A 16,965-nucleotide genomic window follows, 5' to 3' on the forward strand; every position below is an offset into this window, starting at 1 on the left:
GAGGGAACGGGGGCAGAGGGGCCAGGGGGCGAGGCGCACGGCAGGAGCGCTAGCCGCGGTGCGCGGAGGCGAGCACCGAGGTGACGACGGGGCGCGTGCCGAGGAGCGCCAGCCAGACGGCACCGAATCCGAGCGCGAAGCAGAGGGCCATCGTGAGCATCGCGAGGGGCGCGATGATCAGTGAGGCGCCGACGATCGGCAGGATGATGGCTGCCGCGGCTCCGGCTCCTCCGAGTGCGGCGAGCAGCAGCGGCGCCCAGACCTGCACGCGCTGCGCCTGCTCGAAGACCTTGCGCGGCATGCCGGCCCTGTCGAGGGAGATGAGCAGCTTGCGCTCGTCGAGGATCGCGGCCGCCTGCGAGACGCCGACCGTGCACGCCAGCATGAGGAACGCGATGAAGAGCGTCAGGAAGACGCCGGTGCGCAGGTCGGTCATGAGGATGAGATCCTCTGCCTGCATCCCCGACGTGCCGACCATGTCGAGGAGGGCGAGGCCGCTGCCGCCGATGACGGCGACGAACGCGATCATCGCGATGCCCGAGACGCTGCGCCACGCGACGCCGGGCGTCTCGGCGAGCCGGCGCCCGCCGATGAGGCGTGCGGGTGACTTTGCGCGCTTCGCCATCTGCCGGCCGATGAGGCCGACCAGGGGGCTGCCGATGAGGTTGAGGGCGAGCATCCCTGCCGCAAGGGGGACGAGCACGGCGATGACGATTCCGATCATGCCGAAGGCCGACGCGAGTCCCTGCATCATGCCGACGAGGCCGAGGCTGATGAGCAGGATGACGACGCCGGAGGCGAGCGCGAACCACTTGACCCGCGGCTGCGTGCCGCGCTTGCGCACGCCGAGGGGCGTGAGGCGCACGGCTGCCAGCCCGGCGAACGAGCTGAGGGCCGCCAGCAGGGTGATGCCGGCCGCGGTCGCGAGGAGCACAGGGAACCCCACCCAGACGGACGCCGCCCCGATGGGGGCGCCGTAGAAGTGCAGGAGTCCCACGAGGGGGAGGAGTGCGGCGTAGAGCACCATGCCGGCGAGGATGCCCGCGATGGCGACGAGCGTCGCCTCGGCGACGGCGAGCAGCGTCACGACTCTGGTGGATGCGCCGAGCAGCCTGAGCGTCGCGAGGCGATCGTCGCGGCGGCGGGCGGAGAGGCGTGCCGCCGCGACGCCGAGGGTCAGCAGCGGGACCGCGAGCAGGGTCAGCGCGAAGACGGCGAAGAAGCCGTGGGATGGCATGCCGGGCGGTGGGTTGAAGAGCATCATGGTGCCGCCGACCACGACGAGCGTGAGGGCCGTCACGACGGCGAAGGCCACGGCCGGCAGGGCGACGGCGGCGCGGCCGACGGTGTCGGGCCGGGTGAGCATCCGCAGGATCGTGAGGAGCGGGATGCGGCTGGAGCCGCGGGGCGCGGGGCTCGGGACGCTCACGGTGCCGACTGCGGACGACGGGGCGGCGGCCCTGACCTTCGCGGTCGGTCGGGTATCCGCTGCGAGGCCGAGGGGCCCGGCGTCGTGGCTGCCGTTCATGCGCGGGCCGCCGTGTCCTCGAGGAGGTACCCGTCGCGCATCCGAACCGTGCGGTCGCAGCGCGCCGCGACCTCGGGGTCGTGGGTGACGACGACGAGGCTGCGGCCGGCCCGTGCGGTCGCGGCCAGCAGCGCCGTCATGACGTCGGCGCTCGTCGCTGAGTCGAGGGCGCCCGTCGGCTCGTCCGCGAAGACGACGCGGGCGCCGGTGACCTGGGCGCGGGCGATGGCGACGCGCTGCGCCTGCCCACCGGAGAGCTCTCCGATGCGGCGGGCCTCCATGCCGGCGAGCCCCATCGCCGCGAGCCACTGCGCAGCGGCCTGCTCGGCGCGCGTGCGGTCGACGCCGCAGAGCATCGCCGCGATGGCGACGTTCTCGAGTGCGGTGAGCTCCGGCAGGAGCATCCCCTCCTGGAACACGAAGCCGAATTCGGTGCGGCGCAGCTCGGTGCGCTCCGCGTCGGACATTCCGGTGATCTCGCGGGTGCCGGCAGCGCCGTGCAGATCGATGCGGCCCGCGTCCGGCGTGACGATGCCGGCCAGGCAGTGGAGGAGCGTGGTCTTGCCCGACCCGGAGGCGCCCATGATGGCGAGCGCCTCGCCTGCCTGCACCGCGATGCTGACGCCCGCGAGGGCGGTCGTCGGTCCGTAGGCCTTGCTGAGTGAATGCGCCGTGAGCACCCCGCCGGCAGCTGGCAGGGCTGTGGATGCGCGGCCCGCCGCATCGTTCGGGTGCGGGGCGAAGCGTGGTGCGGGTGCTGCTGCCGCGTGCGGTTGTGCCGCGGCCGGTGTCTGGAAGCCTGGGTGGGAAGTCATGCTTCCAAGGTGCCCGTCTGGGGGTGCGCGCCTCGACCGCCTGCGGGCTCATCCGCCCCCGACTCTGGGAGGGTATTCGCGGGCCGGCGTCATCCGGGAGGATGACCGCTGGTGCCGCGGCCGGGGTCTACCAGCCGAGCATCCCGAGCCCGAGGCTCTCGCCGAGCAGCTGGCCGACGGTCACGCCGATCAGCGCCGCGAGCACTCCCCAGAGCATCTGGATGATCACGATGATCGCGGCCTTGCCGATCTTGCGGGCGCCCAACGCGTTCGTCGCGTCGAGCATGACGGAGCTCCACGAGCTCATGCCCCCGCAGAAGCCGGAGATGACGAGCATCGACGCGACGGTTGGAAGTGGGAGCAGCCCTGCCGCGAGGCCGGCGATGAGCGACGCGACGACGTTCACGATCATGAGCCGCCACTCCGGGGCGATACGGCGCGGTGCGGCTGCGCCCTGCGGGCTCGATGGGTGGGCGGTGGAGATCGCCGATGCCGGTTGGCGTATCCGCGGCCACCCTTCGACGGCGACGTACCGGATGCAGGCGCCGAGGCCTCCTGCGAGCCCGACCGCCAGGAGCACGAGGACGTCCATCAGCGCACCCCGCCAGCTGGCGCTCCGCCGTCGGGGCCGAACGTGTCGTGGCTCGGCGCGACCGGGCCTCGGCCCGCACCTGGCGGAGGGGAGACGCGACGGCCGATGGCTCGCCCCGCGACGATGGCGAGGATGCCGCCGACGGTGCCGGCCGCGAACGCGACGACCGCCCAGCCGGAGTTCGAGAAGACGAGGGCGAGCGCCAGGGCGATGAGGGAGAACGTGGTGAAGCCGCCGCAGAAGCCGGGGCCGAGGGCCGCGCGCAACGTGGCCAGCCGCTCCGGCCAGTGCGCTCCCGCGACGATGCCGAGCGCGAGGGACCCGGCCACGTTGGCGATGAGCGCCGCGACGATGTCGGAGTCGAGGACGTGCAGGTTCGCGGAGAGTGGCACGTACAGCGTCTGGTCGCCATCGAGCATCGACGTCGTCGTCAGGGACGTCAGCCAGACGCGCGCGAGCGTCCCGAGGGTGCCGCCGAGGAACACGGCGAGGAGGAGGCGGGCAGGCGAACGCACGCGGCAACCGTACTCCCGGGCTGGGTTGGGCGCCAGCAGCCCGCGGCGGCGGCGATCCTGCGGCGCGCCCATCGCGAGGGGCGCTCCCCGTGGTGGAGAGCGCCCCTTGCCCGGCGCCTGGCGTGCGCCTGTGCGACAGCTCAGGCGTCGGCGGTGCCCCCGCCGTTGCCGCCCTTGTCGTCACGCGAGCCGAGGGCGTGCGAGATGCGCTCTCGCACTCGCTCCAGCTCCTGGTCGAGGAACGTCACGATTCCGGGGGAGAGCCGCTGCTCGCTCTGCGCGGCACGCAGCTCCTGCCGCAGCTCGTGTCGGAACCGGTTGAGCACCAGGTCGGCCTGAGACAGAGCCTCGAGCTGCGCGCGCAGGGCGTCTCGCGGCGGCCGGCTGTCGCCACCTGGCTCGGATCTTGAGGCCCCGTCGTCTGCCGTGCCGCTGCTCCAGACGTGCGAGCTGCTCGCGGAGGACCACGTGTCGTAGCGCCCATGCGTTCGGTGACCGTCGCCCGCTTCCGTCGGAGCCGTCGGAGCCTGCGGCGTCTGCGGCGCCTCGGGGGCTCCAGGTGCGTCTGGTCCCGCTGGGGGCCGGGGCGGGTCCTGCGGGCGCGGTTCGCCCGCGGCGCTCGAGCCGCGCGTGAATCCCGGTGGCACGAAGCCGGGCGGTGTGTCGCCTGGCGTCGTGATCGGGTTCTCGCGCGGCGCATCCCATCCCTTGCCTGCGCCGGAGAAGAAGCCACGAGCGGATGCGGCTCCCGCTGCTCCCGCGCTCGCGGCCTTCTCGAACCCGGCACGTGCATCCGGCCCGAGCTCCTGGGCGAGTCGCGCGAACTCGGCACGCAGCTCCTCGCGGGCACTCGCGAGCCCGTGGCGGACGTCGGCGGCGAGACGGCGGACCGACGAGTCGACGTCCTGCTCGATGGAGGCGAGTTCCTCTCGGCGCGAATCGAGCTCACGCCGGCCGGCTTCCGTGATGCGGTAGACGCTCTTGCGGCCGTCGTTGTGCTTGGTGACGAGCCCTTCCTCCTCGAGCTTCGCGAGGCGCGGGTAGATGGTGCCGGCGCTTGGCGAGTACGTGCCGTCGAAGCGCTCGGAGAGCGCTTGGATGAGCTCGTAGCCGTGGCGCGGCTGGTCTTCGAGCAGGCTCAGCAGGTAGAGGCGAAGGTGTCCGTGGGCGAAGACTGGCGGGGTCACGCGGTGCCTCCCGGCTGTGTGGTGTCGTTCTCGGGCTCGTCGCCCGCGTTCTCGGATGCAGGGGCCGCGGCCTCGCGGTCGCCATCCCCGGCGGGGACGCCGTCGGGAACGGGGCTGGTCGCGATGCGGGCGTCGATGCGCTCGTCGAAGTCCGCTGGCGCATCTCCTGCCCGCGGAGTGCGGGCGGAGAGGAGCACGGAGACTCGACCGGTGACGGTGCTGATGCGCACGTCGGTGACGGCGCCCTCGGTGGGTTCGGAGCGGTACGTGGTCCCGCGCAGCGGTTCGAGGTGGAGGCCGTCGAGCTGCACTGAGGAGCCGACCGTGGAGACCTGGTAGCTGGGGTGGGTGCCGCCGGGGAGGCGCACCGTGGTGGCGCCGCTGACGGACCTGTTCGCGATGAGGCTGGGGGCGCCAGAGGTGACGTCGACGATCGTGGCACCCGAGACGGTGCTGCCGTCGAAGCTCACGAGAGATCCGGTGGCGGTGACGTCCCCCGACGCGGTCTTCACGACGGCCGTCCCAGCGTGGCCGCGGACGCTGATCTCGCCGCCGATGGAGTTGAGGTGCAGCTCGCCGCGGGTCGCGTCGAGGAACTGCTCTCCGCCCACCGTGTTGATGTCGACGCGTCCGCTGATCCCGGCGACGAGCACCTCCGCGCTGACGCCGAGCACATCGACGTCGACGCCGGCGGGGACGAGCACACTCACGACGACGTTCGGCTGGTTCCAGATGGTCTTCGCCGAAGTCTGCACGTCGGTCCAGGACAGCTGCGGATGGTCGATGAGGAGCTGGTCTCCGTCGATGGCGATCTTGAGATCGCGGCCGGTGATGCCGGACACCTCGATGCGGGTGCTCGGCTCGTCGTGCGCGAGCACGCTGATGGCGCCGCCTGCGAGTCTCGCGCGAACGCTGCGGACGGTCTGCACGTCGATGACGCGGGGTCCGTCCACGATCCACTGTTCAATAGCCACTGCTGCTCCTCGGGAAAGGGTTCTTGATGCGCGTCGGGCTTCACGCCCGACGACTGCAAGTCACGTTATATCGCGAGTCTGGGGATTCGCGTGCGCTCGCGACTCTCTCAGCTGGCTTCTGGCGTGCGGCATACTGGGCGCACCGTCGGCGGCCCCCGGCGGGTGTGTCGCGAGGGAGCAGGACATCATCACGCAGGAACTGTCATGGGTGTCGGTGCTGCTCACCCTCGTCGTCGGCGCGGGACTGGCCTTCATCGCCGTGCGGCGCACGAGGAACGAGCCTCGACGCCTCAGCAACGGCGTGTGGATCGTCGCCGCGGCCGTCGTCCTCATCAGCGCCGTCTCCAGCTTCGACGGTCAGGTGTCGATGCTCGTCAGCACGCTGACGTGGCTGCCCTTCGTGCTCTCGCCCGCTCTGCTGCTGGCGCTCATCGTGCTGCTGTACGTGAATGGGGCCCGCATGATCCGACGCGAGGGGCGCTCGCTGGGGAACCTGCTGTCCCTCGTCTTGGCTGTCATCCTGACGGCGCTGGCGGCGCTGCCGTTCGCGGCCATCCTCGTCGGCGACGACGTCTTCATCTCCATCGCGCTCCTCCTCGCGGCCGGAGCCGCCTACCTCGGGGCGGCGTTCGCCCTGTTCCTCGCCTACTCGTGGCTCTACTCGCGACTCGTTCGCGGTGCCGTCGGCACCTGGGTCGTCGTGCTCGGCTCCGGCCTCAGCGGAGGGCGACGCGTGCCGCCGCTGCTCGCCGCGCGCATCCGGGCGGGCCTGGATGCGGCGCACCGGGTCGGGGCCTCCGTCGTCGTCATGTCCGGCGGGCAGGGCGGCGACGAGGCGCTCGCGGAGGGGCGCGCCATGCGCGAGTGGGCGCTCGACCCCGCCAACGCCGACTCCGCCAACGCCGGCACCGACGGGCGCCAGGGGGCCGTGCGGATGGCGGGGAACGCCGCCGAGCCGCGCATTCTGAGCGAGGAGGAATCGGTCAACACCGAGGAGAACCTCCGCTTCACGACGCGGATCCTCGAGCGCGAGGGCGTCACCGGCCCCGGCATCATCGCGACGAGCAACTACCACGCCATGCGCGCCGCGATGCTCGCGAGGGAGCTCGGCATCGATGCGCAGGCTGTGCAGGCACCCGTCGCCCGCTACTACTGGCCGAGCGCGATCCTGCGTGAGTTCGCGGCGATCCTCAGGCGCTACTGGCTGCTCAACCTCGTCGCCGGGGTGCTCTTCGCGTTCCCCATCCCCGCACTCAGCCTCTGGGTCGCGCTCGGCAACGGCTGATCCCGCCATCGGTCGGCGCGGCTGATCGGCGAGCGCGACCCGAACCGCGGATTCGGGACGCACTCAGTCAGGGTCCCGGGCTGTGTCGGTGGTGCGTGCGACACTGACGGAGTGCACAAACTCGCTGAGATGAGCTTGAAGAACCGCGCGCTGATCGCCCTCGTGACGCTCTCCGTGCTCCTCTTCGGCGGACTGTCCATGACCTCGCTCAAGCAGGAGCTCATTCCCTCGGTCTCCCTGCCGATCGTGTCGGTCGTGACGAGCTACCCGGGCGCATCGCCGGAGATCGTCGACGAGGACGTGTCCAGGCTCGTCGAGACCTCCCTTCAGGGGCTGCAGGGGCTCTCCTCGACGCAGGTCACCTCCAGCGCGAACCTCTCGTCGGTGACGGTCGAGTTCGAGTACGGCACCGACACCGTCTACGCCGAGCAGCGCATCCAGCAGGCGCTCAACCGCATCGAGAGCCAGCTGCCGGAAGGTACGGAGACGACCGTGCTGAGCGGCTCGATCGACGACTTCCCGGTCATCCAGATCGCGGCGACGGGCGGCACGAGCACGGAGGAGCTCGCGGCCAGCCTCGAGAGCTCGACCGTGCCAGGGCTGACCGAGCTCGATGGCGTCCGAGAGGCGGCCGTCAGCGGTGCACCGGTCTCCCGCATCGAGATCACGCCAGACCAGGCGGCGCTCGCGGGGGCGGGAGCCAGCGTCCAGAGCATCCGCGACACGCTCGACGCGGCAGGCACGCTGATCCCCATCGGACAGATCACCGAGGGTGACGACGCCCTCACCGTGCAGGCCGGAACGCTGCTCGACAACGTCGACGCCATCGCCGCTCTGCCCCTCAGCGGGGCCACCCCCGCCACGACGACCCTCGGCGACGTCGCGGCCCTCCAACTCGGGCCGGAGCCCGCGACCTCCATCTCCCGCGTCAACGGCGAGGACGCCCTCACGGTGTCCGTCACGAAGCTCGCGAACGCCAACACCGTCGAGGTGTCGCAGGCGGTCCGGGACGCGCTCCCGGCGCTGCAGGCATCCATCGGCGGGGGAGCGACCCTGCAGATCGTCTTCGACCAGGCCCCGTTCATCCAGCAGTCCATCGACACCCTCGTCGTGGAAGGCCTCCTCGGCCTTGTCTTCGCGGTCATCGTCATCTTCGTCTTCCTGCTGTCCTTCCGCGCCACGCTCGTCACGGCGATCTCCATACCGACCTCGCTGCTCGTGACCTTCATCGGCCTGCAGGCCGCCGAGTACTCGCTCAACATCCTCACGCTCGGCGCCCTCACCATCGCGATCGGGCGAGTTGTCGACGACTCCATCGTCGTCATCGAGAACATCAAGCGGCACATGTCGATGCACCCGGATGCGAGCCTGCGCGGCACCGAGCGGGTGCGCGTCATCACGGAGGCGGTCCGCGAAGTCGCGACGGCCGTCACGAGCGCCACGATCGCAACCGTCGCCGTCTACCTGCCCATCGCATTCGTCGGCGACATCTCCGGAGAGCTCTTCCGTCCGTTCGCCCTCACGAGCGTCATCGCGCTCCTCGCGTCGCTCCTCGTCTCGCTCACGATCGTCCCCGTGCTCGCCTACTGGATGCTCGGAGGGCGGCATCGCAAGCGCCGCGCCCGCGTCGGCACGGCGGAGACCTGGGCCGGAGGCAGCACCCCCGCAGGCGAGACCGCCCGAGACCGCGAGGCGGTCCTCGCGAGCGAGGCCACACGCACCTCGGGCAGCGTCACCGCGCAGGAGCCGCTCCCCGCTGCGGGCGGCGGTGAGGCTCCCATCGAGCCGGTCCGCGTGCGCCCGCGTCGAGAGCGTGCCAAGCGCGACGCCGGTCGGTTCGCGCCGCTCGGACTGCGCAGCGACGACGGGGACCTGCACCCCCGCCGTGCGCTCCGCCGCCAGGCGGAGCAGGAGGCCACCGCAGTCGGCCGCGCGGAGAACGGCCCCGACTCCGAACTCGCCTCGTCGAGCGAAGAGAGCAGCTGGCTGCAGCGCGGCTACGAGCCGGTCCTCGGTTGGACCCTGCGCCGCCCCTTCATCACGCTCGGCGCGGCGCTGCTCATCCTCATCCTCACGGGCGCACTCGCGCCGCTCATGAAGACCAACTTCCTCGGCAACACCGGCAGCAACAGCTTCACGGTGACGCAGACCCTCGAACCCAACCTCACGCTCGCCGCCTCCGGCGAGGCCGCCTCCCAGGTGGAAGACCTCATCAGGGCCAAGGAAGGCGTCGAGACGGTGCAGCTCACGATCGGCGGAGGGGGAGCGGCATCGCTCTTCACCGGCGGCGGAGCCTCCCGCGCGAGCTTCTCCGTGACCACCTCAACCGACGCCGACTCCGACGCCATCCAGGCCGAGCTCCGCGAGGAGCTCGACGGCCTCGAGGGGGCAGGCGAGATCTCCGTCGGCGGCGGCGGCAGCGCCGGATTCTCGAGCGCGATCAGTGTCGACCTGACCGCACCGGATGCCGAGACCCTCCGCCAGGCCAGTGACCAGGTCGTCGCCGTGCTCGCGGGAGTCGAGCAGCTCGGCGAGGTCACGAGCGACCTCGACGAGACCCGACCGTTCGTCGAGATGGACATCGACCAGGCTACGGCCGCCCAGTACGGGCTCAGCCAGACGGCCATCGGGGCGATCGTCGCCCAGCAGCTCCAGCCGACCCCCGTCGGCTCGCTCACCGTCGACGGGTCCAGCGTCCAGGTCGTGCTCGTCGGGTCGGAACCGCCGGCGAATATCGATGCGCTCCGAGCCACGAGCATCCCAACGGCCCTCGGCCCCGTCCCGCTCACGACGCTCGCGAGCGTCGAGATCGTCGACGGGCCCGTCTCCATCTCGTCCGAGCGCGGGGTGCCACTCGCCTCCGTCACGGTCGTGCCCACCGACGACAACCTCAGCTCGGCGAATGCGCTCATCACCGAGCAGCTCGACACGATCACCCTGCCAGAGGGCGCCACCGCCGCCCTCGGCGGCGTCAGCTCCGACCAGGCGGCCGCCTTCCAGCAGCTCGGGCTCGCGCTGCTGGCTGCGATCCTCATCGTCTACATCGTCATGGTGGCCACCTTCAAGAGCCTCCTGCAGCCGCTGCTCCTGCTCGTGTCCGTGCCGTTCGCGGCGACGGGCGCGATCCTGCTGCAGCTCGCGAGCGGCGTGCCCCTCGGCGTCGCCTCCCTCATCGGCGTGCTCATGCTCATCGGCGTCGTCGTGACCAACGCCATCGTGCTCATCGACCTCGTCAACCAGTTCAGGGAGCGGGGCCTCGCCGTGCATGAGGCCATGCTCGCCGGAGGCGCCCGACGTGTCCGGCCCATCGTCATGACCGCGCTCGCGACGATGCTGGCCCTCACCCCGATGGCGCTCGGCATCACGGGGCACGGCGGCTTCATCTCGCAGCCGCTCGCGCTCGTCGTGATCGGCGGGCTGCTCTCCTCCACGGTGCTGACGCTGCTCGTCCTGCCAGCCCTCTACTCCGTTGTCGAAGGGCCGCTCGAACGCCGACGAGCTCGCCGCGAGGAGCGCATCGAGCAGGAGCTCGCCTCCGCCGAACACGACGAGGAGCGGAGCGCCGCGCCACCCCAGCTGGAGCGCACCTAGCGGCGAACGGGACTCCGCCAGCGGCCGTCGCCGCTCCGGCGCAGGCTGAGCAGGGCGGCCTGCAGGCACAGCAGCGCGTCCAGCCAGCGGAGAACGGGCAGAAGGGGCGCCCATCTCAGGAATGCGAGTCGCCGTGAGATGCACAGGGCGACGAGCGTCAGCGCCAGGTCCGCTGCGAAGAACGCGGCGAGCAGCAGGAGCGCGGGGAAACGTGCGGCGGCTTCCTCGAGCGACGGGCACGCGACCACTTCGGGGAGGCCGACCGTGAACGACGCCAGCACCAGGAGGGGAGCCAGGGCGATGAGCAGCGAGCTGATCGTGATCTCGACCACCGACGCCGCGGCCAGGGTGCCGAAGCGCGGCTGCATCCGCGAATGGCGCCGGAGGGTCTGCCAGAAGCCGAGATTCCAGCGACGCACCTGCGCGATGTAGCTTCGAAGCGTGTCCGGGTCCTGCGTGTACGCCGTGGCCACGCGTGGGTCGAAGGCGATCCGGCCGAGCCGCTTCGCGTGCACCTCGAAGGTCATGTTGAAGTCCTCGATCACGAGGCCGGGTGCGGCGATGTCGAGCTCGGCGAGGATGCGCGTGCGGTACAGCGACGCGAAGCCGGGCACGATCATCACGGCGTTGGCGAAGCTCGCGGCCTGACCGAACTTGAGCAGGTACTGCATGACGACGTACATGCGGTCGCGGTGGGTGATGAGGAGGTCGCCGAGACGCGAGGTCGGTCCTGGGAAGAGTGCGGTCCTCGCCGTCCCCGCGACGGCGACGACACGCTCGTCGGCGAAGAGCGGCAGCGCGGAGTCGAGGTAGTCCGGGCCGAGGACGGTGTCGGCGTCGAGCAGCATCACCACCTCGAACCGATCGGCCAGCCTGAACCATCGGATGGCGTGCTCGAGTGCCCCCGCCTTGCCGCGGTTCGGTGAGATGTCGACGACGTTCGCGCCTTCGGCTCTCGCGATGGCGGCGGTCGAATCGCGGGAGCCGTCCGAGGCGACGAACACGTTGGAGCGCGGGACGTGCTGACCCGCCGAGCGCACGGTGCGCTGGATGCCGCGTTCCTCGTCGTGCGCGGCGATGAGGATGGCGACGTCCCTCGGTCGGAGGGCTGTGCTCGTGAGGGTCTGCGGCACCTCGTGCAGGCGAAGCCGTCGCTCGCGAAGGGCGCGCACCGCGGAGACCGCGGTCCAGAACGATGCGTTGGCCCCGACGAAGAGGAAGACGACGAGCGCCACGAGGAGGATCGCTGGGTTCGACACTGCAGAAGTGTATCGAGCTGAGCGCTTCTCGGGTGGGATTCCAAGATCACTTACCGGGGACTTCTCCCCATGTCGATGCGTGCGCATCGGAATACTCCCGCACTCGATGCGGTGGTTCGGAAACCCAGACAGGTGGCCCACATTCCGCTCATTGTGCGGGTGTTCACGGAGAAGTTGCCCCTTTGCGCACCCCGTTCCGACGGTAGCCTCGGTTGTAGAGCTGGTGGATGGCCGGGGGATTCGTAGCCTGCCAGTCTCTGTTCACATCGTCGCGAAAGGGGCGTCAATTGTCGCGCGTCAACACAGTGCTCACCGATCCACCGTCCGTGTCCCAGGTCTGGGACTTCGATATCGCCATCGTGGGCCTCGGCTATGTCGGCCTGCCCACCGCGCTCGCCTTCCGGGCAGCGGGCTCCAGGGTGCTCGGCGTCGACGTCGACGAGTCGAGGCTCGCCTCGGTGCGAACGGGGAGCGTCGACCTCGTGCCCGGAGATCAGCTTCGACTCGGAACCGCGAACGCCGAGCCCGAGGGCTGGTGGCTGACCTCCGACGTCGCATCGATCAGTCGGGCGCGCGCCGTCATCGTGTGCGTTCCGACTCCCATCGACGCGCACGCGGTGCCAGACCTCCACGCGCTGACGTCCGCCTGCTCGGCGGTGCTCGACGCCGCCGTGCCAGGTCAGCTCCTCATCCTGACCTCGACGTCGTACGTGGGCTGCACCAGGGACCTGCTCGTGCATCCGCTCATCGCCAGGGGGCTCCAGCCGGGGGTCGACGTGCACGTCGCCTTCAGCCCCGAGCGCATCAACCCCGCCGACGAGGCGTTCGGCCACGAGGAGGTGCCACGCGTCGTCGGCGGGTTCACCGCGAGCTGCACGGAGCTGGCCGCCGCCACGCTCGGCCAGTACGTCGACTCGCCGCACCTCGTCGAGACGCTGGAGATCGCCGAGGCGTCGAAGCTCCTCGAGAACTCCTTCAGGGCCGTGAACATCGCCTTCATCAACGAGTTCGCGAGCGTCTGCCGAGAGCTGGGCGTCCCGGTCACCGAGGTCATCGACGCCGCCGCGACGAAGCCGTACGGCTTCATGCCGTTCCGGCCGGGACCCGGCGTCGGCGGGCACTGCATCCCGTGCGACCCGCACTACCTGCTGTGGCAGCTGCGGGCCGATCGGGTGTCGTCGCCGATCCTCGAGGAGGCGATGAACTCTCTCGCGCACCGGCCGCAGCGCGTCGCGGCTCGAGTCGGGTCGATGCTCGCCACCGCCGGCGTCGTCGCGAGCCGTGCCCGTGTGGTTGTCCTCGGCGTCGCCTACAAGCCGAATGTCGCCGACGTCCGCGAATCGACGGCGATCGAGATCATCCAGCTCCTGAGCAAGCAGGGGATGCATGTCTCGTTCATCGACTCGCACGTGCCGTCCATCCGCCTGGCGGACGGGCAGCTGCTCGCGGCGAGCAGCCAGGAGGAGCTCCTCGACGCCGATCTCGTGCTGCTCCACACGCGCCACGAAGACACGGATCTCGCCTGGCTCGGCGAGCACCAGTGCGTCCTCGACGCCACCTACACCCTGCCTGCCCGCACCGGGCAAGCGCTCATCTAGCAGAACGAAGGACACACCAGAACATGAGAACTCTCATCACGGGCGGGGCCGGGTTCATCGGCAGCCACCTCACCGACCTCCTCGTCGCGCGCGGCGACGAGGTCGTCGTCCTCGACGACCTCTCGACCGGCAGCGTCGACAATCTGGCGACCTCGATCGACTCGCTGCAGTTCGTCGAGGGCAGCGTGCTCGACGAGGACCTCGTCGACTCCCTGGTCGCTCGTGCAGACCGGGTGTTCCATCTCGCCGCCGCGGTGGGCGTCCACACGATCCTCGGGGAACCGCTCAGGAGCCTGCGCACGAACCTGCACGGCACGGAGAACGTGCTGGAGGCGTCGCTCACGCACGATGCCGAGATCCTGATCGCGTCGACGAGCGAGATCTACGGCAAGAACACGGCGGATGCGCTCAGCGAGGACGCCGACCGGATCCTCGGGTCTCCGCTCACCGCGCGGTGGACGTACGCCGCCGCGAAGGGGCTCGACGAGTCGTTCGCCCACGCCTACGCTCGCGAGCACGGACTCCGGGTCGCCATCGCGCGCCCGTTCAACACGGTGGGCCCCAGACAGACGGGCCGGTACGGCATGGTCGTGCCGAACCTGGTCAGGCAGGCGATCGCCGGCGCCCCGCTCACCGTCCACGGTGACGGCACGCAGACCCGGTGCTTCGGCTACGTGGGTGAAGTGGCCCCCGCCCTCGTCGCCCTGCTCGAGGAACCGCATGCCCACGGGCGCGCCGTCAACCTCGGCGGCGCTCGCGAGGTGTCCATCCTCGAGCTCGCCGGCATCATCCGCGACCGCACGGAGAGCGAGAGCGAGGTGACGCTCGTGCCCTACTCGGAGGCGTACGGCGAAGGGTACGAGGACATGCAGCGGCGAGTCCCGAACAACCAGCTCGCGGCTGAGCTCATCGGCTACGAACCGCGTCTTCCGCTGGAGCGGATCGTCGACGCGGTCGTCGACGGGGTGCGTGGCCGCCTGCAGCGGGCGGGGAGTCGCGCATGACGCGCACGCTGAACGTCGCCCGCCGGCGCCCGATGCCGCTCCGTCTCGCGGAGCATCTCGCGGTGCCCGTCGCGATCGTGGTCTCGCTCGTGCTCGCGACGGGGGCCGGGGCGGCACCCATCAGCCCGTCAGCACCGGCTGCGGATGCGCTTCCCGTGGTCTCGCTCACCTTCGACGACGGCAACATCGACCAGCTGCTCGGCGTGGACATCCTCGACCGCTACGACCTGGACGGCACGTTCTTCGTGCAGAGCGGCGCGCTCAACACCGATGGCTACTTCTCCACCGGCGACCTCACGCGCCTCAGCGCCGCGGGACACGAGATCGGCTCGCACACGACGGGGCACGTGGACCTATCGACCATCAGCAGGGACGAGGCCGTCCGGCAGGTGTGCACAGACCGCGCGAACCTCGCCGACCTGGGCTTCGTCACGACGAGCTTCGCCTACCCGTTCGCGGGCTTCAGCGAGTCGGCGAAGGCCGCCGTGCAGGAGTGCGGCTTCTCCAGCGCGAGACTCCTCGGCGGCGTGGAGTCGCACGAAGGGTGCAACGGCTGCCCGCCGGTCGAGAGCATCCCGCCTCTCGACGCCTTCGCGCTGCTCGCGCCGGCCCAGGTCACGGAGACGTGGTCTTTCGACAACCTGAAGTCGCTGGTCGTCCAGGCGCAGGCCGCGGGTGGCTGGATGCCGATCACCTTCCACCGGGTGTGCGAGGCAGCCGGCTGCTCCAGCATCGGGGTGACGACCCAGACCCTCGAGCAGTTCGCGAGCTACCTCCGGGACGAAGCCGCCGCGGGTCGAGTCGCGGTGAAGACCGTCGACGAAGTCATCGGAGGCGAGGCGAAGCCCGTTCGGCAGGGCGACTGGCCTGTCGGCCAGACCGCGAAGGACGGGAACCGGGTGGTGAACGCCCAGCTCGACGACTGGGCGACAGGTGCACCCGCACCGACCTGCTGGACACCGAACACCTGGGGCGCGCACACCGCCAAGTTCACGCGCACCGCGGACGGCGGCGGCCTGACCGTCGCGGTCAGCGACTACGAGAGCGGTTCTTCGTCGCTCATGCCGAACCTCGACCTCGGCGAATGCGCGCCAGCGGCCGAACCCGGAGCCGTGTACGACTTGAGCGCGACGTACGCCTCGACCACCGCCACGCAGTTCGCGGTCTATCTCCGTGACGCACGTGGCGCGTGGCGCTACTGGGACTCCAGCCCGTGGTTCGATCCGAGCGCGTCCGCGTCCACCGCCACCTGGACGACGCCGCCCATGCCGGCAGATGCGACGGCCCTGTCGTTCGGCCTCACCGTGTTCTCGAACGGCTCGCTCACCCTCGATGCCGCATCGATGGTCGGGCCCGCGGCCGTCGAGCCGACCCCGGCCGCGACGCCGACGCCGACGCCGACGCCCACGCCGACGACGACGCCTACCCCGGTTGCGACTGCGACGCCGAGTGCGACTGCGACTGCGACGCCGACCGCGACCGCCACGCCGGTTGCGACTGCGACGCCGACCGCGACCGCCACGCCGACCGCCACGCCGGCTGCGACCGCGACGCCGACGCCCACGGCAACTCCGTCGACATCGGCGACATCCACGCCGACCGTGACGCCGAAGCCGCCGAAGCCGCCGAAGCCGCCGGTGAAGCCCAAACCGCCGGTGGACCCGAAGTGCACCAAGCCCTGGCCCGTCCACGACGCGGGCCACCACCACCACCACCACCACCACACAAGCTGGGGCTCCTACCTCAACCCAGCGGGCACGTCCTCCTACGATCCGTACCCGAAGCACTCCTTCTCTGACGGAGGGTCCACCAAGCACGGCTCGCCGTCCAAGTGCAAGCCACCGCGCTGGTGGTGACGAGGAGGCGCATCGCGAGAGCTTCCGGTATCTCGGCGGCGCTGCTGATCCTCCTCAGCAGCGCCGCTTGCGCCGGGGGCCAGGGCACCCCGTGGGGAGCGGGGCAGGGTCGGGAGTATCCGCTGCACACGGACATCACCGCGACGACCTTCTGGGTCGGGGAGGTCTTCGATGCCGACGCACCTGACGGCAGCCAGGTGTACTCGACCTACGACAAGGACTGGTACGCGAGCTACGGCGGCTGCGACGGGGCCGTGGTCGGCGGCGTGTGCCAGACCGAGCCTCGCTCCGCGGCGAACGGCTACTTCCCGACACGGATGACGGCCGAGGAGAACCCGTTCTACCTCGACCTGCCGTTCGATGACGTGAACAACGCGTCGGCGGCCGGGATGCGGCAGCGAGTCGTGCCGTGGGCCGGGGACGCCGCGTACTCCCGCGGGCTCGAGGATCCGTCGTTCAGCCTCATGAAGAACCGGTGGGTGCAGCTCGAGCACGACGGACGGACCTGCTACGGCCAGATCCAGGACGCGGGGCCCGGCGAGTACGACGACGCCGAGTACGTCTTCGGGGCGCACGACGCGAGGCCCGCGAACGAGCGGTACGGCGGCGCCGGCATGGACGTCTCACCCGCCCTCAACTCCTGCCTCGGGTTTGCCGCGACCAACGGGGTGGAGGGCGGCGTCTCCTGGCGATTCGTGGACGAGGGTGACGTCCCTGACGGCCCATGGTCGCTGCTCGTGACGACCTCGCGATAGCGACGG

13 protein-coding genes are annotated in these 16,965 nt (G+C 70.8%); 6 read left to right on the top strand and 7 right to left on the bottom strand.

Translation table 11 applies throughout. From position 1 onward, the window contains the following. Positions 1 to 49: 49 nt before the first annotated feature. From C5E05_RS16510 to C5E05_RS20270, 6 genes are all read right to left on the bottom strand, one after another. Positions 50 to 1,528, bottom strand: coding sequence for a permease (locus C5E05_RS16510; RefSeq protein ID WP_104342535.1), 1,479 nt, complete (start codon positions 1,526 to 1,528; stop codon positions 50 to 52). Next, positions 1,525 to 2,343, bottom strand: coding sequence for an ABC transporter ATP-binding protein (locus tag C5E05_RS16515; protein ID WP_104307794.1), 819 nt, complete (start codon positions 2,341 to 2,343; stop codon positions 1,525 to 1,527). The genes C5E05_RS16510 and C5E05_RS16515 overlap by 4 nt, the downstream gene beginning before the upstream one ends. 127 nt (positions 2,344 to 2,470) lie before the next feature. Then, on the bottom strand, positions 2,471 to 2,935 hold the full coding sequence (locus tag C5E05_RS16520; RefSeq protein WP_104307793.1) for a CrcB family protein: 465 nt from the start codon (positions 2,933 to 2,935) through the stop codon (positions 2,471 to 2,473). Continuing rightward, a complete protein-coding gene (locus C5E05_RS16525; protein WP_181059693.1) occupies positions 2,935 to 3,450 on the bottom strand; it encodes a CrcB family protein in 516 nt (171 codons plus the stop codon). Before C5E05_RS16525 ends, C5E05_RS16520 begins: the two co-directional genes overlap by 1 nt. 140 nt (positions 3,451 to 3,590) lie before the next feature. Beyond that, the gene (locus C5E05_RS20735; protein WP_219819566.1) at positions 3,591 to 4,637 is read right to left on the bottom strand and encodes a PadR family transcriptional regulator; all 1,047 of its coding nucleotides are present in this window, start codon (positions 4,635 to 4,637) and stop codon (positions 3,591 to 3,593) included. Next, complete coding sequence (locus C5E05_RS20270) at positions 4,634 to 5,611, bottom strand: hypothetical protein (protein WP_181059694.1); 978 nt, start codon at positions 5,609 to 5,611, stop codon at positions 4,634 to 4,636. The genes C5E05_RS20735 and C5E05_RS20270 overlap by 4 nt, the downstream gene beginning before the upstream one ends. Positions 5,612 to 5,819: 208 nt before the next feature. On the opposite strand from C5E05_RS20270, the gene C5E05_RS20275 reads away from it, so the two are divergent. Next, the gene (locus tag C5E05_RS20275; RefSeq protein WP_181059696.1) at positions 5,820 to 6,896 is read left to right on the top strand and encodes a YdcF family protein; all 1,077 of its coding nucleotides are present in this window, start codon (positions 5,820 to 5,822) and stop codon (positions 6,894 to 6,896) included. Between the two features lie 129 nt (positions 6,897 to 7,025). Next, positions 7,026 to 10,487 carry an efflux RND transporter permease subunit gene (locus tag C5E05_RS20280; protein WP_258064902.1) on the top strand — a complete coding sequence of 1,154 codons (3,462 nt, stop codon included), beginning with the start codon at positions 7,026 to 7,028 and terminating at the stop codon, positions 10,485 to 10,487. On the opposite strand, the gene C5E05_RS16550 is transcribed toward C5E05_RS20280, so the two are convergent. Then, a complete protein-coding gene (locus tag C5E05_RS16550) occupies positions 10,484 to 11,746 on the bottom strand; it encodes a glycosyltransferase family 2 protein (protein ID WP_181059699.1) in 1,263 nt (420 codons plus the stop codon). The genes C5E05_RS20280 and C5E05_RS16550 overlap by 4 nt on opposite strands. A 287-nt stretch (positions 11,747 to 12,033) precedes the next feature. Here C5E05_RS16550 and C5E05_RS16555 point away from each other — a divergent pair, with 287 nt between their 5' ends. From C5E05_RS16555 to C5E05_RS16575, 4 genes are read left to right on the top strand one after another with little or no spacing between them, the layout of a single operon-like run. Then, positions 12,034 to 13,344, top strand: a complete 1,311-nt coding sequence (locus C5E05_RS16555; protein WP_219819567.1) for a nucleotide sugar dehydrogenase — start codon at positions 12,034 to 12,036, stop codon at positions 13,342 to 13,344. A 23-nt stretch (positions 13,345 to 13,367) separates the two neighbouring features. Next, positions 13,368 to 14,348, top strand: a complete 981-nt coding sequence (locus tag C5E05_RS16560; protein ID WP_104342541.1) for an NAD-dependent epimerase/dehydratase family protein — start codon at positions 13,368 to 13,370, stop codon at positions 14,346 to 14,348. Continuing rightward, positions 14,345 to 16,204 carry a polysaccharide deacetylase family protein gene (locus C5E05_RS20285; RefSeq protein ID WP_181059700.1) on the top strand — a complete coding sequence of 620 codons (1,860 nt, stop codon included), beginning with the start codon at positions 14,345 to 14,347 and terminating at the stop codon, positions 16,202 to 16,204. The genes C5E05_RS16560 and C5E05_RS20285 overlap by 4 nt, the downstream gene beginning before the upstream one ends. Further along, positions 16,180 to 16,959 carry a hypothetical protein gene (locus tag C5E05_RS16575; protein ID WP_258063008.1) on the top strand — a complete coding sequence of 260 codons (780 nt, stop codon included), beginning with the start codon at positions 16,180 to 16,182 and terminating at the stop codon, positions 16,957 to 16,959. The genes C5E05_RS20285 and C5E05_RS16575 overlap by 25 nt, the downstream gene beginning before the upstream one ends. The last annotated feature ends 6 nt before the right edge of the window (positions 16,960 to 16,965 follow it).

The organism is Pseudoclavibacter sp. AY1H1 (assembly GCF_002931055.1).
Classification (GTDB): Bacteria; Actinomycetota; Actinomycetes; order Actinomycetales; family Microbacteriaceae; genus Pseudoclavibacter.